The sequence below is a fragment of the Streptomyces sp. 5K101 genome, assembly GCF_046506645.1.
Lineage (GTDB): Bacteria > Actinomycetota > Actinomycetes > Streptomycetales > Streptomycetaceae > Streptomyces.
The window spans coordinates 50484-65859 of the sequence record NZ_JBKFFO010000006.1; the positions used below are offsets into that span (position 1 = coordinate 50484).

The 15376-nt window shown below is 71.8% G+C and carries 20 protein-coding genes; 15 read left to right on the plus strand and 5 right to left on the minus strand.

Features of this window, described 5'->3' with window-relative positions:
* Positions 1–4: 4 nt before the first annotated feature.
* The 3 genes from ACLB9X_RS13710 to ACLB9X_RS13720 all read right to left on the minus strand — a co-directional run bounded on the left by ACLB9X_RS13710 (position 5) and on the right by ACLB9X_RS13720 (position 3107).
* Positions 5–1039 (minus strand): S1C family serine protease, encoded by a 1035-nt coding sequence (locus ACLB9X_RS13710; protein WP_410360600.1) that lies wholly within the window; start codon positions 1037–1039, stop codon positions 5–7.
* A 238-nt stretch (positions 1040–1277) separates the two neighbouring features.
* Positions 1278–2303, minus strand: a complete 1026-nt coding sequence (locus ACLB9X_RS13715; RefSeq protein WP_410360601.1) for a LacI family DNA-binding transcriptional regulator — start codon at positions 2301–2303, stop codon at positions 1278–1280.
* A gap of 24 nt (positions 2304–2327) precedes the next feature.
* Positions 2328–3107: a response regulator transcription factor gene (locus ACLB9X_RS13720; RefSeq protein ID WP_410360602.1), complete on the minus strand. Its 780-nt coding sequence runs from the start codon at positions 3105–3107 to the stop codon at positions 2328–2330.
* A gap of 255 nt (positions 3108–3362) precedes the next feature.
* Here ACLB9X_RS13720 and ACLB9X_RS13725 point away from each other — a divergent pair, with 255 nt between their 5' ends.
* From ACLB9X_RS13725 to ACLB9X_RS13760, 8 genes are all read left to right on the plus strand, one after another.
* On the plus strand, positions 3363–4181 hold the full coding sequence (locus ACLB9X_RS13725; protein WP_410360603.1) for an alpha/beta hydrolase: 819 nt from the start codon (positions 3363–3365) through the stop codon (positions 4179–4181).
* A gap of 44 nt (positions 4182–4225) precedes the next feature.
* Positions 4226–4480 (plus strand): MoaD/ThiS family protein, encoded by a 255-nt coding sequence (locus ACLB9X_RS13730; RefSeq protein ID WP_410360604.1) that lies wholly within the window; start codon positions 4226–4228, stop codon positions 4478–4480.
* Between the two features lie 10 nt (positions 4481–4490).
* Entirely contained in the window at positions 4491–5603 is a 1113-nt protein-coding gene (locus tag ACLB9X_RS13735) for a hypothetical protein (protein WP_410360605.1), read from the plus strand.
* Between the two features lie 168 nt (positions 5604–5771).
* Complete coding sequence (locus tag ACLB9X_RS13740) at positions 5772–6521, plus strand: DUF2993 domain-containing protein (protein WP_410360606.1); 750 nt, start codon at positions 5772–5774, stop codon at positions 6519–6521.
* 287 nt (positions 6522–6808) lie between these two features.
* On the plus strand, positions 6809–6892 hold the full coding sequence (locus ACLB9X_RS13745; RefSeq protein ID WP_355648638.1) for a putative leader peptide: 84 nt from the start codon (positions 6809–6811) through the stop codon (positions 6890–6892).
* 150 nt (positions 6893–7042) lie between these two features.
* A complete protein-coding gene (locus ACLB9X_RS13750) occupies positions 7043–7882 on the plus strand; it encodes a sulfurtransferase (protein ID WP_410360607.1) in 840 nt (279 codons plus the stop codon).
* A 32-nt stretch (positions 7883–7914) separates the two neighbouring features.
* Positions 7915–8202, plus strand: coding sequence for a DUF1416 domain-containing protein (locus ACLB9X_RS13755; protein WP_365994273.1), 288 nt, complete (start codon positions 7915–7917; stop codon positions 8200–8202).
* A 39-nt stretch (positions 8203–8241) separates the two neighbouring features.
* A complete protein-coding gene (locus tag ACLB9X_RS13760; protein ID WP_410360608.1) occupies positions 8242–8556 on the plus strand; it encodes a DUF3099 domain-containing protein in 315 nt (104 codons plus the stop codon).
* Here the strand turns inward: ACLB9X_RS13760 and ACLB9X_RS13765 are convergent.
* Positions 8550–8912 carry a DsrE family protein gene (locus ACLB9X_RS13765; protein ID WP_410360609.1) on the minus strand — a complete coding sequence of 121 codons (363 nt, stop codon included), beginning with the start codon at positions 8910–8912 and terminating at the stop codon, positions 8550–8552. The two genes, ACLB9X_RS13760 and ACLB9X_RS13765, sit on opposite strands and share 7 nt — an antisense overlap.
* A gap of 364 nt (positions 8913–9276) precedes the next feature.
* On the opposite strand from ACLB9X_RS13765, the gene ACLB9X_RS13770 reads away from it, so the two are divergent.
* From ACLB9X_RS13770 to ACLB9X_RS13795, 6 genes are all read left to right on the plus strand, one after another.
* Positions 9277–9948, plus strand: a complete 672-nt coding sequence (locus ACLB9X_RS13770) for a hypothetical protein (RefSeq protein ID WP_410360610.1) — start codon at positions 9277–9279, stop codon at positions 9946–9948.
* Positions 9945–10757, plus strand: a complete 813-nt coding sequence (locus ACLB9X_RS13775; protein WP_410360611.1) for a hypothetical protein — start codon at positions 9945–9947, stop codon at positions 10755–10757. Before ACLB9X_RS13770 ends, ACLB9X_RS13775 begins: the two co-directional genes overlap by 4 nt.
* Positions 10754–11635: a hypothetical protein gene (locus tag ACLB9X_RS13780; RefSeq protein ID WP_410360612.1), complete on the plus strand. Its 882-nt coding sequence runs from the start codon at positions 10754–10756 to the stop codon at positions 11633–11635. Before ACLB9X_RS13775 ends, ACLB9X_RS13780 begins: the two co-directional genes overlap by 4 nt.
* A gap of 221 nt (positions 11636–11856) precedes the next feature.
* A complete protein-coding gene (locus ACLB9X_RS13785; RefSeq protein WP_410360613.1) occupies positions 11857–12429 on the plus strand; it encodes an FABP family protein in 573 nt (190 codons plus the stop codon).
* A 164-nt stretch (positions 12430–12593) separates the two neighbouring features.
* Positions 12594–13076: a Fur family transcriptional regulator gene (locus tag ACLB9X_RS13790; protein ID WP_410360614.1), complete on the plus strand. Its 483-nt coding sequence runs from the start codon at positions 12594–12596 to the stop codon at positions 13074–13076.
* A 10-nt stretch (positions 13077–13086) separates the two neighbouring features.
* On the plus strand, positions 13087–14052 hold the full coding sequence (locus ACLB9X_RS13795; RefSeq protein WP_410360615.1) for a YgfZ/GcvT domain-containing protein: 966 nt from the start codon (positions 13087–13089) through the stop codon (positions 14050–14052).
* Between the two features lie 27 nt (positions 14053–14079).
* Here ACLB9X_RS13795 and dtd read toward each other — a convergent pair whose 3' ends face one another.
* A complete protein-coding gene (gene dtd, locus ACLB9X_RS13800; protein ID WP_410360616.1) occupies positions 14080–14517 on the minus strand; it encodes a D-aminoacyl-tRNA deacylase in 438 nt (145 codons plus the stop codon).
* A gap of 158 nt (positions 14518–14675) precedes the next feature.
* Between dtd and ACLB9X_RS13805 the strand changes: the two genes are divergently transcribed.
* Complete coding sequence (locus ACLB9X_RS13805; RefSeq protein WP_410360617.1) at positions 14676–15305, plus strand: AmfC protein; 630 nt, start codon at positions 14676–14678, stop codon at positions 15303–15305.
* The last annotated feature ends 71 nt before the right edge of the window (positions 15306–15376 follow it).

A 15376-nucleotide genomic window follows, 5' to 3' on the forward strand; every position in this document is an offset into this window, starting at 1 on the left:
GCGATCAGTTGTCCCCACCCGAGCGCAGACCGTCCAGGTCGGCCTTGACCGTGTCGATGGGGATCGCGAAGCCGAGTCCGACGCTGCCGGCGGTCGAGCCGGTGGCGGAACTTGGCGCGTACATGGCGGAGTTGATGCCGATGACCTCGCCGTTCATGTTGATGAGCGCGCCTCCGGAGTTGCCGGGGTTGAGGGAGGCGTCGGTCTGGATCGCCTTGTAGGTGGTCGTGGAGTCGCCGGTGTCCCCGTTGAACTGCTGCCCGCCGAATTCGAAGGGCCAGTTCTCGCGGGGATCCTGCCCGCCCCGGTCCCGCTCCTTGGCGACCGTCACGTCACGGTCGAGTGCGGAGACGATGCCGCTGGTGACGGTGCCGGTCAGGCCCTCGGGCGAGCCGATCGCCACGACCTCGTCGCCGACCTTGACGCTGCCGGAGTCCCCGAGGGTGGCCGCCTTGAGGCCCTTGGCGCCGTTCAGCTCGATGAGGGCGAGGTCCTTGTCGGGGTCGGTGCCGACGATGTCGGCGGTGTACGCCCTGCCGTCGCTGAGCCGCACCTTGATGGTCTCGGCCCCGGAGACGACGTGGTTGTTGGTGACGATCTCGCCGCCGGAGGTGATGATCACGCCGGAGCCGGTGGACTGCCCGGCGGCGGAGGTGGCGTTGATCTCGACGATGCTGGGCGAGACGGCCTGGGCGACGCCGGCGACGGTGCCCTTGCTGCTCTGCGAGACGTTGGTGCCGGAGGCGACGGACCCGCCGGTGGTGCCGGTGTCGCCACCGGCGAACCGGCCGACGAGGGCGGACGCGCCGCCGCCGACCGCCGCGGCGGCGATGGCGACGGCGGCGATGAGCGCGACGGGCCGCTTGGCCCGCTCGGCCCGGTGCCCGGCCCCGGCGGCGACGGGCGGGTGGTAGGCGGCACCGCCGTCCCCCGGCCATACGGTGACCGGCGGCTGGTGGGGCGGCGGCGGGTAGGCGCCGCCGTGGCCGTACGGGTGCTGGGTTCCCTCGTCGCCGATTCGGCGGTGGTAGTCGCTCATGGCAACGACTGTCGCCCGCGCAGATGAGAGCGGTCTGAGACGGCGCTGAGAAGCCCGACAGAACCGCGTATGCCCGATATAAAGGCCGCGACTTCGCGGGAGCGGTCACGCCGGGGGCAAAGTCAGCCCCGCCGGCGTTTGAGGCGCGGGGTCCGGAGCGGCGCCCCGGCGGGCCGTCGCGCTCGTGGGCGCAGCCACCCCGTGCCGCACGGTCACGCCAAGGCAGCGCCCCGCAGCGTCACCCGCCGCAGCCGCAGGAGCGGCGGATCACCAAGCCCGACGGGAACAGCTTCACCCGCTCGCGGCGCGAGCCCGCCACCCGCAGGCCGTCGTCCAGGACCAGGTCCACCGCCGCGCGGGCCATCGCGGGCCGGTCCGACGAGATCGTCGTCAGCGGCGGATCCGTCAGCGCCGCCTCCTTCACGTCGTCGAAGCCCGCCACCGCCAGCTCGCCCGGCACGTCTATCCGCAGCTCCCGCGCCGCCCGCAGCACACCGAACGCCTGGTCGTCCGTCGAGCAGAAGATCGCCGGGGGCCGGTCCGGGCCGGACAGGATCTTCAGCGCGATCTGATACGCGTCGTAGCGGTTGTACGGCGCCTCGAAGAGCCGCCCGTCGATCGAGCGCCCCGACTCCTTCATCGCCCGCCGCCAGCCCTCGACGTGGTCGGCGACCGGGTCGCCCACCGCGGGGGTGTTCGGGATGCCGCCGAGACACGCGACGTACTCGTGGCCGTGCTCCAGCAGGTGCCGGGTCGCGAGCTGCGCGCCGCCGATGTCGTCCGTCACGACCGCGACGTCGTCGATGGCCTCGGGCCGCTCGTGCAGCAGCACGACCCTCGCGTCCCACGCCTCGATCTCGGCCGCGGCCCGCTCGCTCATGCCCTGGCTGACCAGGATCAGTCCCGAGACGCGCATGCCGAGGAACGCGCGCAGATAGTGGACCTCGCGCTCGTCCCGGTAGTCCGAATTGCCGACGAGTACCATTTTCCCGCGCTCGGCGGCGGCCTGTTCGACCGCGTGTGCCATCTCGGCGAAGAACGGCTGCCGGGCGTCCGGCACGATCATGCCTATGAGATCCGTCCGTCGCGAGGCCATCGCCTGCGCGACCCGGTCGGGCCGGTACCCCAGCTCCTTGATCGCTGCGAGAACCCGCTCGCGCGTGGCCGGGGCGACCGGCCGGGGTCCGTTGTTGATGACGTAGCTGACGACGGCGGTCGAAGTACCCGCCAGTCGCGCAACGTCGTCCCGCGTCACCTTGGCCACGGCGCGAAGTCTACGCGGGGTGACCTACCTCTGGGCAGGGCGTACGACCGCATCGTCGATCACAGGGGCGTCCTCCGAGTGGGTGACGGCAGCCGACGCCTTCGCCTTGGCCTCCTCCGCCGCCCGCTCGACCTTCTCCGGGGCGACGAAGCGGTAGCCCACGTTCCGTACGGTTCCGATGAGGGACTCGTGCTCGGGGCCGAGCTTGGCGCGCAGCCGCCGTACGTGGACGTCGACCGTGCGCGTACCGCCGAAGTAGTCGTAGCCCCAGACCTCCTGCAGCAGCTGGGCGCGGGTGAAGACCCGGCCCGGGTGCTGGGCGAGGTACTTGAGCAGCTCGAACTCCTTGAAGGTCAGGTCCAGGACCCGGCCCTTCAGCTTCGCGCTGTAGGTCGCCTCGTCCACCGACAGATCGCCGTTGCGGATCTCCATGGGGGAGTCGTCGGAGGTGATCTGCTGGCGGCCCATGGCGAGCCGCAGCCGCGCCTCGACCTCTGCCGGTCCGGCGGTGTCGAGCAGGACGTCGTCGATGCCCCAGTCGGCGGTGACGGCGGCGAGGCCGCCCTCGGTGACGACCAGGATCAGCGGGCAGCCCGGCCCGGTGGAGCGCAGCAGCTGGCACAGCGACCGGACCTGTGGCAGGTCGCGGCGGCCGTCGACGAGGATGACGTCGGCCCCGGGGGTGTCGACGAGGGCCGGTCCCTCGGCGGGGGCGACCCGTACGTTGTGCAGCAGCAGTCCGAGGGCGGGGAGAACCTCCGTCGACGGCTGGAGGGCATTGGTCAGGAGCAGCAGAGAGCTCATCGGATTCCACCCGTCCGGATCGCCCTGCGATCCATGTCCTCGGATCGGTGCTCGGATCGGTGCTCGGTTCGCTCGTCCATGACGTCGGTTCCTCCTCGGTCCCTGCGAGGACGCTGCGGCACTGCTTCGTACGGCGGCTCTCTCGCGCCCGAGAGCCTGTGTGAGCTTGTGTTCACCCGGCCGTAACAACGTCCGGAAACACAAAAGGACCCGGGGGCGGCATTGCCCGGATCCTCTGCCAGCAGAATAGCCCACATGAGTTGCGTGGAAGAGGGCGGATTTCACACTGTGGACGTGTCCTCGATCTCTACCGGCCCCCGGCGCGCAATGTTGCGGGCTCTCGACGGTGTACGGATCGAGGCGTTCCACCAGCCGTGCGCGGCCGGTCCGGCCACCACGGCGATCGTCGTCGCCCACGGTTTCACGGGCTCCGTCGACCGGCCCGCGCTGCGCCGCGCGGCCGGCGTCTTCGCGCGGCGGGCGGGTGTGGTGACGTTCTCGTTCCGCGGGCACGGCCGCTCGGGCGGACGCTCCACCGTGGGCGACCGCGAGGTGCTCGACCTGGCCGCCGCGGTGGAGTGGGCCCGCTCGCTCGGATACGGCAGGGTGGTGACGGTCGGGTTCTCCATGGGCGGCTCCGTCGTCCTGCGCCACGCGGCCGAGCAGAAGCGCGCGGGGCGCACGGAGGCACGGACCGATGCGGTGGCCGCGGTGAGTTCCCCTGCGCGCTGGTACTACCGGGGCACGGCCCCGATGCGCCGTCTCCACTGGGTCGTCACCCGCCCGGTCGGCCGGCTGGTGGGCCGCTACGGCCTGCGCACCCGTATCCACCACCGGGACTGGGATCCGGTTCCCCTCTCACCGGTCGAGTCCGTGCCGCTGATCGCGCCCACCCCGCTGCTGATCGTGCACGGCGACAGCGATCCCTATTTCCCGCTCGACCATCCGCGCATGCTGGCCGCGGCCGCCGGGGACTCGGCCGAGCTGTGGCTGGAAGTGGGCATGGGCCACGCCGAGAACGCCGCCGACGAGGCGCTGCTTCTCCGCCTCGCCGACTGGCTGGTCGCCGCATGACCCATGATGGAGGGCGGCGCGACACGAAGGAGAGGAGTGCCGCTATGGCAGCGGGAACCATCCGCTACTGGGCCGCGGCCAAGGCTGCGGCCGGCGTCGCGGAGGAGCCGTACGCGGCGAATACGCTCGCCGAGGCGCTCGACGCGGTGCGCGAACGCCACCCGGGCGAGCTGACGCGGGTACTCCGCAGGTGTTCGTTCCTCGTCGACGGTGACCCCGTCGGGACCCGGAGTCATGAGACCGTACGCCTTGCCGAGGGCGGCACGGTCGAGGTGCTCCCGCCGTTCGCAGGAGGGTGAACCGCACAGCATGAGCAGCGATCAGCAGAATCCGTACGGCTCCTACGGAGCGTACGAGCCGTACAGGCCGCAGCAGCCCGAGCCGTACCAGCAGGACGCGTACGGGCAGCAGCCCTACCCGGACGCGGGCGCCACGCAGACCTGGCAGGGCGAGACCTGGGACACCCAGTACCAGCCGGCCGTGCGGCCCGCTGCCGCGTCCGGCGCCTCATCCGCTGCCGCCTCCGGTGCCGCGCCCGCCGCCCCGACCAGTGCCGCCTACCCGCCGCCGCGGCCCGCCGAGGCGGCCGCCGTGCTGCCGCCCGAGGCTCCTGCCGCCCCGGCCGGGGAGGGCCACGGCTCACCCGGGGACGCCGCGCGGCCGCGGCTCACGGAGGCCCAGCGGGCCCGCGCCGAAGGCCGTTCGCCGATCATCGCGCCCGGTCTGCAGCCCGCCGGGCTGACCGCCGTGCTCGGTCTGCTGCTCGCGGGCGGTGCCGCCCTCGGCACGTACGCGCTGCTCGTCCCCCTCGTGCTGCTCCAGGCGGTCACCGCGGCGGGCTGGTTCCGGTTGAACGGCATGTGGCCCGCGCGCCAGGGCATCGCCCTGGCCTTCGCGGGCGGCCTCGTCGCCGACGCCGCGCTGCTCGCGGCGGGCCCGGAGAACGCCCCGGCCGCGATCATCGGCACGCTCGGCGTGTGGGTGCTGCTCACGCTCGTGCTGCAGCTGCGCAGCCACGCGAGCGCGGACGAGCGGATGGCCGGGCTGATGGCGACCGTCGCCTCGTCCGCGCTGGCGATCATCGCCACGGGGCTCCTCGCGGCGGAGGCCGACGCGGTGACGACCGGCGCGATCGCCGTCGCCGCGGCCGCCGTCGCCCGTGCGCTGCCGCTGCCGGGCCCGGTCTCCGTCGTGGTCGCGCTGCTCACGGCCGCCGGAGCGGGCATCGCCGCGGGCGGGCCGGCCGGTACGGCGTCCGGGGGCGCGCTGCTCGGATGCGCGGCCGGCGCCTGCGCGCTGATCGGGCTGCGGGTGGCGAGCTACGACTACCCGTCCCGCTTCGTGCACATGACGGCGGGCGTGGCGCTGCCGCTGACGGCCGCGGCCCCCGCGGTGTATCTGCTCGGCCGCGCACTGGTCTGAGCCCGCACGGACCGGCGGTCGTGTGGCGCGGCCAAGGCCCGTGAGGAACCAATGCCGGGTCCCGGACGTCGATCATTTGAGCAGACTGCGTCGTCCGGACCGATTCATGCCCACGGGCGGCCGGGGGCCGACAGGACAGGGTGAGGACAGGGTGGGGGACACCGAGCAATGCGTGCACTGCGGATACTGCTGATCGTCGGCGTCGTCCTCGGCGGCCTCTTCGTCGCCGCCGACCGGCTGGCGGTCGGCATGGCCGAGTCCGAGGCGGCGGACAGGATCAAGAGCAGTCAGGGGCTGTCCGAGACCCCTGAGGTGTCGATCGGCGGCTTCCCGTTCCTCACCCAGGTGCTGGGCAGGGAGCTGAACGAGGTCGACGTGAGCCTCTCCGGCATCACCGCCGTCGCGGGCGGACGTGAGGTCAACGTCACCGAGGTGAAGGCCGAGCTGCGCCAGGTGCGCGTCGACGGGAGCTTCTCCTCCGCCACCGCCGGCCGGGCCGACGGGTCGGCCCGCATCTCGTACGCGGACCTGACCGAGGCGGCTCCCCGGGGCGCCACCGTCGGGTACGCCGGTCCCGAGCGGGCCGCGAAGGGGCAGGTCAAGGTGACCGGTCCGCTGACCGGGCTGCTGGAGGGCGCGGGCGTCCCGGTGCCCGACACGCTGAAGACGCTGCTCGGAGACCGTCAGGTCAGCACGTACAGCACGGTCGGCCTGAGCGACGGGACCACGGTGCGGCTGACGGCGGAGGAGCTGCCGCGGCTGCCCGTCCCGGGCTTCGACGCCGAGCTGCGCGAGGCCGTGGACTACGACCTGAAGATCGACGGACTGCCGTCGAGCATCAGCCTCGACAAGGTCGGGGTGACGGACGAGGGCCTGCGGTTCTCGGGCACCGGCACGGACGTGGCCCTGACCGGCTGAGACCGGACCGAGGGGGCGGGCCGGAGGGTGTCGGACGGGTGCGGCGCGGTCCCCGGCCCGCGGCCGCCCGCCCGGTCCGAAGGGGGGCGGGCCGGCGGACGCGGACGGTCGGTGGCCGCATGGTGAGACGGCTTCGTCCGGTGGGCAGGAGGTGGCGGCGCGGGAGTCGTGGCCCAGGGGGCCGGGGGACGGCCCGGGGCCCCCGCCGTCCTGCATAGTGGACGATCGCGTCTCACCATACGACACACCGGTGACATGGCCGCCGACTCGTCCCTACGATCGGTCCCATGAAGCAGCGACAGGCGGATCTCACGAAGCGGCGGGCAGTTGACCTGTGCCGCGTCGCCGCCATGCTCTGTCGCACCGTCTGAGCGGGCCCCGACTCCCGTATCCCTCAGGCCCTTCGACCACTGTCAGGGCCGCCACCGTGCTGATCCACGCGCCTCCCGCGTACCGCACACCCCTCTCGCGCACAACCCCTCGCGCACCACCGCCGCACACTGCCCCGGAGGAGAAGAAACATGAGCCGCAGCGACGTCCTGGTAGACGCCGACTGGGTCGAGGCCCACATCGACGACCCGAAGGTCGCGATCGTCGAGGTCGACGAGGACACCTCGGCCTACGACAAGAACCACATCAAGAACGCGATCCGCATCGACTGGACCAAGGACCTCCAGGACCCGGTCCGCCGTGACTTCATCGACCAGGAGGGCTTCGAGAAGCTCCTGTCGGCGAAGGGCATCGCGAACGACACCACCGTCGTCCTCTACGGCGGCAACAACAACTGGTTCGCGTCCTACGCCTTCTGGTACTTCAAGCTCTACGGCCACAGCGACGTCCGTCTGCTCGACGGTGGCCGCAAGAAGTGGGAGCTCGACTCCCGCGACCTCGTCGCGGAGGTCCCCTCGCGTCCGGCCACCGAGTACAAGGCGAAGCCGCAGGACACGTCCATCCGTGCCTTCCGTGACGACGTGGTCGCCGCGATCGGCAACCAGAACCTGGTCGACGTGCGGTCGCCCGACGAGTTCAGCGGCAAGCTGCTCGCCCCGGCCCACCTCCCGCAGGAGCAGTCGCAGCGCCCCGGCCACGTGCCGAGCGCCCGCAACATCCCGTGGTCGAAGAACGCCAACGACGACGGCACCTTCAAGTCGGACGACGAACTCCGCGAGCTCTACGCCGACGAGCAGGTCGACCTGGCGAAGGACACCATCGCGTACTGCCGCATCGGTGAGCGTTCCGCGCTGACCTGGTTCGTGCTGCACGAGCTGCTCGGTGTCGAGAACGTCAAGAACTACGACGGTTCCTGGACCGAGTACGGCTCCCTCGTCGGCGTGCCGATCGAGCTCGGCGCCAACAAGTAATCCGCCCCGACCGACCCATAAGGACGAAGAACATGTGTGGAGCGAAGGCCGGCGGCCCCGACGCCTCGACGATCAAGCCCGGTGAGACCACCATCCAGGGCCAGGTGACCCGCAACGGCGAGCCCGTGACCGGCTACGTGCGCCTGCTGGACTCGACCGGCGAGTTCACCGCCGAGGTCCCGACCTCGGCGACCGGACAGTTCCGCTTCTACGCGGCCGAGGGCACGTGGACCGTGCGCGCCCTGGTCCCGGGCGCCACGGCGGACCGTACCGTCGTCGCCCAGACGGGCGGACTCTCCGAGGTCGCGATCGCCGTCTGATCGCCGACTGACCGGCCGAAGGGCCGCACCTCCTGGGGGTTGGACGCTTACCGGGAACGAGGTGCGGCCCTTCGGTCGTACGCTGAAGACATGCTCGCCCGACGGCGTCGCACCTACCTGCTGATGATGGGCGGATGCCTCCTCCTTTTTGTCTCCGCCTGGGCCGTCGTGCGGCTCTGGTCGGTCCCGGTGGCCGTCGGCATGTGCCTCGTCGCCATGGTCATCCCGCCGGTCGCGGCGGTGATCGCCAACCGGCGGGGCCCGGACGACCGCTGGTGGGACGACCCGTCCGGGGACCCGAAGTCCGACGAGTGGTGGGACGAGCTCGACGGGAAACGCAGGCCGCGTCAGTAGACGAGGGCCTGCGCGTCGTCCTGCACGGCCTCGCTGACGAAGACCTGCGCGCCCGCGATCCGTACGCCGTCCAGCACGTCCTTCTCCGTGATCTCGCGCCGGGCCGCGCACTGGGTGCACAGGGTGACGCGCCCGCCGGCCAGGATCGATTCGAGCAGATCGGGGAGCGGCGCGGCGTGCGGCAGTTCGAACTCGGCGGCGCGCCCGGGCAGGGCGAACCACGAGGACTCACCGGTCAGCCAGAGCGACACCTCGACCCCACTGGCAACGGCGACGGCCGCCACGGTGAAGGCCTGGGAGCAGCGTTCGGGTGCGTCGGCACCTGCGGTCACCTTGATCACGAGCTTGTTCGCCATATGCCGAACTGTAATGCTCCCGGCCACAACCCCCGGGCCGTGTCAGGTGTCAGGTGTGTACGCGGATACGGAATCCGCGCTTCACGTCTCATGGGGGGACTCTTTGGAAACGCAGGACACCGGGACCGCACCGGCCCCGGCCCCTGACACACCACCGGCCCCGGCCGGACCACCGGCCGCGCCAGCTGCCGCCGGCACCGCGCCGGCTGCCGCTGAACCCGCGTCGGCCGGCGCCGAACCCGGGTCGACCGCCGTCGGAACCCTGGCCGTCGCCGCTGAACCCGCGCCCTCCGGCGCGGAAGGTGCGGCGGCCGGGCAGGGGCGTCGGTGGCGGCGCGTCGTCGGGCTGGTCGCCGCCGGCGCGGTGCTCGGTCTCGTCGCCGGCACGGTCACCGGCTACGCCGTTCAGTACCAGCGCGAGCCCACTCCGCTCCCCGTGCTGTCCCAGCCCGACATCACGACCCCGAAGCCCGTCTCGGCCAAGGCGGGCACGACCGCCCGGTCCCTGAACGTGAATCGGTGGGTCAAGACCGACGGCGACCTGCGCGAACTGCTGCTGTCGAAGCCGAAGGGCGCCAAGACCGAGAGCGAGGCCGACTGGGAGGACCTGTACGCGTTCGCGACATGGTTCGACCACGAGGAGTCGATGTTCGAGAACCTCGCAGAGGACGGGTTCCGCCGGTGCGCGGCCGTGAGCTGGTCCGTGGACGGCGAGGTCTACGTCGACATCCGGCTGGTGCAGTTCCGTGAGGACGAGGAACTGAACGCCGGGGCCTTCGGCGAGGCGCAGCAGTCGTACTTGGACAACGAGAAGTGGGCGGGCAACGACGGTGAGCCGATTCCCGGCAGTGCCGACGGCCGCACCTACGTCTTCGACGAGCCGCTGCGCGAGGCAGGCTACGAGCCCCTGTACCGAGGCCGCGCCGTGGCATGGCGGGGCGACATCGTGATGATCATGGAATACGCGAACAACTCGGGACCGGTCGACGAGAAGGACCTGAAGTCGCTCGCCAAGCGCCAGTTGGAGCGACTGTGACCGAGCCGACAGAGCCCACCACGCCGACAGCCCCGACAGCCTCGACAGCCCCGACGGCCCCGACGGCCCCGGCGCCCACCGCGCCGCCGCGCCGGCGCCGCTTCCCCGTCGCGCTGGTCGCGACCACCTTGAGCCTCGGCCTGATCGCCGGCGCAGGCGCCTGGGGCTGGTCCGTCCTCCAGGAAGCGGACCGGACCGCGCCCACCGTCGTCTGGGCGGAACCCGCCGAGCACCCGGAGAACGACATCCCGGCGCTGGAGCCCACCGGCCTGGCGGCCCAGCTCCTGCCCGTGCCTCTCCAATACCAGCCGGGCCCCGACGTCGACGAGTTCGGCAACGACAGCGTGCTGGACGCCGAGCGGGCCGTCGCGCTGTTCAAGGAAGGCTCGCGCGGGCTGCCGAGCGCGAAGCGCAAGCGGCACGACAAGGCCGTCGACAAGCTGGGCATCAAGGGCCTGGCCGTGCGCAGCTACCGCCCGGTCGACTCGCGCTTCGTCGTGGAGATCCGGCTGGCGCAGCTGAAGAACACCAAGGCCGTCGGCAGCATCGCCGCGTTCCAGAAGGAGATGGCCGACGCCTTCGGGGTCTTCCGCAAGGGACCGAAGATCAAGGACCACCCGAAGGCGACGTGCTTCCTGATGCCCGAGATCGACAAGGTGGACCTCGACGTCATGATGTGCACGGCCCCCGTGGGGGAGGTCCTGGTGAGCGTGTACGCGTACGGCGCCAAGCCGCTGGCGACCGGAAGCATCAAGAATCTCGTGCGCGAGCAGCTCGACCACATCTCGTCGCCCGGGGAGGCCGTGTGACCGACAACACCCCGCCCATGCCGCCCCAGCCCGCGCCGCCCGAGGCACCCGCGACGGACGCCGTCCCGCCCGCGCCGGACGTCGCGGCACCGCTCACCACGCCCGCACCGCCGCGGGACCGGCGGGTCCTGCGGGCCGTGCTGCGCTGGACGGCCGCCGCGGTCGTCTTCGCCGCGGTGGGCACCGGCACCGCGTACGGCATCGTCACGCAGGAGCGCACCGACGTCCCGGGGCTGTCGACGCTGAGCGACGGGCGGTGGGACTACCCGAAGCTCACCAAGCCGGTGCTGCCGGCCGGTGCTCCGCTCCCGTACGACCAGACGAACCCGGCCGAGATCCACTACGCCGACCTGGAGCAGCTCCTCCTCCCGGCCCCGGCCGGCAGCACGCCCGACCCGGCCCTGCGCGGCGAGCGCGGCCGGGTGCCGTTCGAGCGCTACACGGGGCAGTACGTGAGCGACGATCGGGACAGCCTGCTCGAGCACCTCACGGAGTCCCGGGCGCGCCACGTCGTGGCACGCGGCTGGACCATGCCGGACGGCACCTCCGTCCGGATCTTCCTGCTCCGCTTCCACACGTCGGCGATCGCGGGCGACTTCTTCGCCACCCGGATGGGCGGCAGCCCCGACACGACGCTGCAGCCCAACGGCGTGGAGGAGACGTCGTCGTACGACGACGCCTACGACCCCAAGGCGAGGGTGAGATCCACCGAGCGCTACGTGTACGACGAGGTCGCGCCCCGCGGCCCCGTCCACGTCCGCCACGCCTACATCACGGCGGGCGACACGGTCGCGTTCGTCGTCTTCTCCCGCAAGGGAGAGGTCCCGAGGGTGCCCTTCCACCAGACGGTCGTCCTGCAGAACCAGCTCCTCGGCTGACGCGGACCTCACAGAACGGGCCCGGCCCCGGCCTACTAAGCTGGGGGCCGGCCCGTTCTGCCTTCACCGCTCATTCGAGGAGCACTCCGTGATCGTTTTCTTCGAAGCCCTGCTGGTCCTGGTCTGCGTCGGCGTCCTCGCCTTCACCGGTCTGGCTGTGAAGAAGCTGTACCAGGGCCAGCGCTGACCGTCCGTACCGTCACCGACCCACAGAGCTGCTCATGATCGAGATCCCGTCCGACCTGAATCCGGACCTCGTCCCCCTCGCGTTCCTCCTCGGCACTTGGGAGGGTGCGGGCGTTTCGGACTTCCCCGGCGCCGAGAAGTGCAACTTCGGCCAGTCCGTGACCTTCAGCCACGACGGCCGTGACTTCATCGAGTACGTCTCGCACTCGTGGGTCCTCGACGGCGAGGGCAACAAGGTCAAGCCGCTGGAGAGCGAGAGCGGCTACTGGCGCATCGACAAGGACCGCAAGGTCGAGGTCGTGATGGTCCGCGACCAGGGCATCGTGGAGGTCTGGTACGGCGAGCTCGCCGACCAGAAGCCGCAGATCGACCTGGTGACGGACGCCGTCGCGCGCACCGCCGCCTCGGGCCCGTACAGCGGCGGCAAGCGGCTCTACGGCTACGTGAAGAGCGACCTGATGTGGGTGGGCGAGAAGGCGACCCCCGAGGTCCCGCTGCGGCCGTACATGTCGGCGCACCTGAAGAAGGTCGTCACCCCGGAGCAGGTCGAGTCCTGGGCCAAGGACCTCGGCGACCTGCCGGACGACGGCATCGCGTTCTTCAAGTAGGACGACGGCATCGCGTCCTGCACGCAGGCAGGACCTTCGGCAGGCCAAGGATGCAGCCGGGTCCGTGGCCGACCAGGGCAGGGGCCATTGACGGTCCTGCCGGTGGCCGGTTTCCACGTGCCCGGCCGGGGCCGGGCGGCGTGCCGCTGCCTAGACTGGGGGCTGTGGTGAGCACCGACTGGAAGAGCGATCTGCGGCAGCGCGGCTACCGGCTGACCCCGCAGCGCCAGCTTGTCCTGGAGGCCGTGGACACCCTCGTGCACGCCACCCCCGACGACATCCTGGGCGAGGTGCGCAAGACGGCGTCCGGCGTCAACATCTCCACGGTCTACCGGACGCTGGAGCTGCTGGAGGAGCTGGGCCTGGTCTCCCACGCCCATCTCGGGCACGGCGCCCCCACCTACCATCTCGCGGACCGGCACCACCACCTGCATCTGGTGTGCCGGGACTGCGGAGACGTGATCGAGGCGGACGTCGAGGTGGCCGCCGACTTCACCGCCAAGCTGCGCGCGACGTTCGGCTTCGACACGGACATGAAGCACTTCGCGATCTTCGGCCGGTGCACGGACTGCACGGACTGCACGGCGAAGGCGCAGGCCGAGGCGCAGGCCCAGGCGTCCGGCGGGACGTCGTCCGCCGAGTCGTAGTCTTGCTCGTATGAAGAGCCCTCTCCTGTCCCTGCCCGGCGCCGTCCCCGCCGAGGGACGCGACGAAGGGGTTGCCGCGCACTACGGCGACCTGTTCCGTGAGCAGCGCGCACTCGCCGACGGCAAGGGTCTCGTCGACCTCTCGCACCGCGGCGTCGTCACCGTCACCGGCGACGACCGGCTGAGCTGGCTGCATCTGCTGCTGACCCAGCACGTGAGCGAGCTGCCGCCGGGGCAGGCCACCGAGGCGCTGATCCTCTCCGCGCACGGGCACATCGAGCACGCCCTGTACCTCGTCGACGACGGCGAGACCGTGTGGGCCCACGTGGAGCCGGGCACCCAGGAGGCGCTGATCGCCTATCTGGAGTCGATGAAGTTCTTCTACCGGGTCGAGGTCGCCGACCGTACGGAGGACTTCGCCGTCGTCCACCTGCCGGCCGGTTCGATCGCCGAGGTCCCGGACGGCGTGGTCGTCCGGGAGACGGCGTACGGCCGCGACGTGTTCCTGCCGCGCGCGGACCTGGAGGCGTACGCCGCCCAGCACGGCCCGGTGGCCGGGATCCTCGCGTACGAGGCACTGCGCATTGAGCAGCACCGGCCGCGGGTCGGGTTCGAGACCGACCACCGCACCATCCCGCACGAGCTGGGCTGGATCGGCAGCGCGGTCCATCTGCAGAAGGGCTGTTACCGCGGCCAGGAGACCGTCGCGCGCGTCCACAACCTGGGGAAGCCGCCGCGCAGGCTGGTCTTCCTCCACCTGGACGGCAGCGACGTGCACCTGCCCGCCCCCGGCACTCCGGTGCGGCTGGCCGCGGACGGGGATGAGGGCCGCCAGCTGGGCTTCGTGACCACGTCCGGCCGCCACCACGAGCTGGGGCCGATCGCGCTCGCGCTGGTGAAGCGGAACGTGCCGGTGGACGCGGAGCTGATAGCCGGCGACACGGCCGCTGCCCAGGAGACGGTCGTCGAGCCGTGAGACGGTCGTCGCGCCGTAGGGGCCCCGCTACACCTCGACGATGATCGTGAACGGGCCGTTGTTCGTCAGCGAGACACGCATCTGCGCTCCGAACCGGCCCGTCTCCACGTGTGCGCCGAGCGCCCGCAGCTGGGCGACCACCTCGTCGACCAGCGGTTCGGCGACGGGGCCCGGCGCCGCCGCGTTCCAGGTGGGGCGACGGCCCTTGCGGGCGTCCCCGTAGAGGGTGAACTGCGAGATCACCAGGAGCGGCGCCCCCGTGTCCGAGCAGGACTTCTCGCCCTCCAGCAGCCGTACGGACCATAGTTTGCGGGCCAGTTGAGCCGCCTTCTCCTTCGTGTCCTCGTGGGTGACCCCCACCAGCACACACAGTCCCTCACCGACGATCTCGCCGACGGTCTCCGGTCCCGACTCACCGGGCACGACGACGCTCGCGCCGTCCACCCTCTGCACCACTGCACGCATGCTGAGAAAACTACCTGGCCGCCATTCGGGGCCGAACAGGTGCAGACCGCCTGCGAGGGGACGTATCGGGGTGGCACGATGCTCGCAGGCGGTGCATCCCCGGGCCCTCCGCGCCGGAAAGGGCCCGTGTACCGGTTGCGAGGGGACGGACAACGCACATGAGCACATCTGGCGCCGGGCGCTCGCTCGGCCCCGTATCGGTTTCGGCGCCGGTCTCCGCGGCGGACCGGCGGGCGGCGTCCGCGACGGAAGCCGCCTCGGCCGCCCGGCCGCCCCACCAGCGCAGCCGCGCCGAGCTTCCCGAGCCCGTCCGGCACGACCTCGCCACACTGCGGCTGCCGGAGCTGCGCGCGCTGCGCCGGGACTCGCAGCGCGACGAGGCCGATCTCAGCTATGTGCGGCGGCTGGTGCAGGGCCGGATCGACATCCTGCGCGCCGAAGTCGCGCGCCGGGCCGACCCGGAGGCGCCGGTCCTGGACCGGCTCTCCGAGATCCTCGCCGACGCCCCGTCGCGGCGTGGGTCGTCCGCCCGGCACGTCACGCTGTCGACGCCGCACGGGGAGGAGTACCGCCGCCTCGCGTCCGACATGCTCGACGAGGTCGGCCTGTCCGACCTCGACGCCCGTACGGACGAGGAACTGCACACCGCGATGGGCCGGTTGCTCGCCTACGAACAGCAGGTCTCGCGCCGCCGGCAGGAGCTCCAGCGGACCGCCGACGACTGCAGCGCCGAGATCACCCGCCGGTACCGCGAGGGCGAAGCGCAGGTCGACGACCTGCTGACCTGACACGGGCCTGCGGGCGACCCGCCGGGGGCGGGGCCACGGTGCCCCCCGGCGGCGGGGCGCGCGTCGCGCTC